Raw genomic sequence first — 1,691 nt, 5'->3', positions numbered from 1 at the left:
GCTTGGCACCAAAGTCGCCTATGACTTCCGCACGGCCGATGTGGCGGCCGGCGGACAAGGCGCGCCGCTCGCTGCCGCGTATCATGCGGCGCTGCTCAAAGAGGCCGACGCCAGCGGCGACACCGCGGTGCTCAATCTGGGCGGCGTCGGCAACATCACCTGGTGGGACGGCAAAGACAACATCGTCGCCTTCGACACCGGGCCGGCCAATGCGCCGGTCAATGATTTCATCAAGGCGAAGGGCCTCGGCGAGATGGATCGCGACGGCAGACTGGCTGCCGCGGGTACGGTCGACGAGGCAAGGCTAGAGCGGCTGCTGCAGCATCCGTATCTGACGAAGCCTTACCCAAAATCGCTTGACCGCTTCGACTTCACCGCGGCCATGGCCGACGGGCTCGGCGCGGAGGACGGCGCGGCGACGCTGACGGCTTTCACCGTCTCGGCGGTCGGCAAGGCGCTCGATCTGTTGCCGCGCCGGCCAAGACGACTGGCGGTCAGCGGCGGCGGCCGCCGCAACCCGACCATGATGGCGATGCTCGGCCAGCGCGCCGGCGTCGAAGTGGTGCAAGCCGAGACGCTCGGCTGGAAGGGCGACGCGGTCGAAGCGGAATGCTTCGCGTTCCTCGCGGTGCGCGTGCTGCGCGGCCTGCCGATCAGCTTTCCGAGCACCACCGGGGTGCCGCAGCCGATGCGCGGTGGAAAGCTCGCGGGTTAAGACAACTTCTTCTGCAGGAAGATGCGGCTGCGACCGACCGGAAAATCGGCGAGCGTGCCGAACGGCTGGTAGCCCTGGCGCTGATAGACCTTGGCTGCGGTCGGATTGAAAGTGTCGATCCACGCGGCCTGGCAGCCGCGCGCCAGCGCTTCCCGTTCGGCTGCGTCCAGCATGCTCGCGGCGATGTGCCGGCCACGCCAGGTTTCGTCGACCCAGAGCCATTGCACATAGAGCCAGCCCCAGGCGGTGTAACCGGAGATGCCGGCGACGATCGCGCCGGCGTCGTCGCGAACGAAGACGGCGAGCGTCTTCCGGCCCGAGGCACCGACATCGCTGTCGTTGAAGGCGGTCAAGCCCTCGCCGACACGGGCGAGATCCTGCGGCAAGGGCTCGGCGGTGATCTCGAGCGTCATCTTCACGGTGGCTCCGGTGCGGTTCGGAAGCCAGCCTTAGCCAAGGAGCGAAGCGACACGCAAGCCTATTGCCGGGCAGAGCGCCACGCTGCGGCCGATGCCGCCACCAGCATCAGCAAGGCGGCGACCAGGGCGCAGTTGGCGAAGCCGAGGGCGGTGTAGAGCGGGCCGAAACCGGCGGTGCCGACGGTTACGGCGAAATAGGTGACTGCGCTGTGCAGGCCCATGATCGTGCCGCGCCGCGCGGCGTCGAGCGCGGTGAGCCGCATCACCAGAACGTTCAGCCCGAAATGGTTGGCAAGGCCCCAGACGGCGATCGTCGCCATCAGCAGGCCGAAGGTGCCGCTGGCCGAGGCGATCGCCACATAGACGGCGGCGACCAGCAGATAGGCGAAGGGCATGACACGGCGGGCGCCGAGACGGTCGATGACGCCGTCAAGCAGCGCCGCCGCGCCGAAGCCGAGCCCGTAAGCGATCGCCGCCAGCCCGTTGGCGCTGACCGGCTCGCCGAGACCTTCATGGAGATGATCGCCGAGATAGCCGTAGACGCCATAGAAGGCGGT

General features: G+C 68.1%; 3 protein-coding genes. 1 reads left to right on the top strand and 2 read right to left on the bottom strand.

What is annotated here, in order from left to right:
* Positions 1-715, top strand: a 715-nt coding sequence (locus EOA32_RS36840; protein WP_189407702.1) for an anhydro-N-acetylmuramic acid kinase, incomplete at its 5' end; no start/stop codon positions are given.
* Here the strand turns inward: EOA32_RS36840 and EOA32_RS36835 are convergent.
* The gene (locus EOA32_RS36835; RefSeq protein WP_066989003.1) at positions 712-1,134 is read right to left on the bottom strand and encodes a GNAT family N-acetyltransferase; all 423 of its coding nucleotides are present in this window, start codon (positions 1,132-1,134) and stop codon (positions 712-714) included. The two genes, EOA32_RS36840 and EOA32_RS36835, sit on opposite strands and share 4 nt — an antisense overlap.
* 59 nt (positions 1,135-1,193) lie before the next feature.
* Positions 1,194-1,691: MFS transporter (locus EOA32_RS36830; RefSeq protein ID WP_145971503.1), on the bottom strand; the 498-nt coding region annotated here is incomplete at its 5' end.

It is taken from the genome of Mesorhizobium sp. M1A.F.Ca.ET.072.01.1.1, assembly GCF_004023325.1.
Lineage (GTDB): Bacteria > Pseudomonadota > Alphaproteobacteria > Rhizobiales > Rhizobiaceae > Mesorhizobium.
This window is presented reverse-complemented; position numbering and strand designations above follow the sequence as displayed.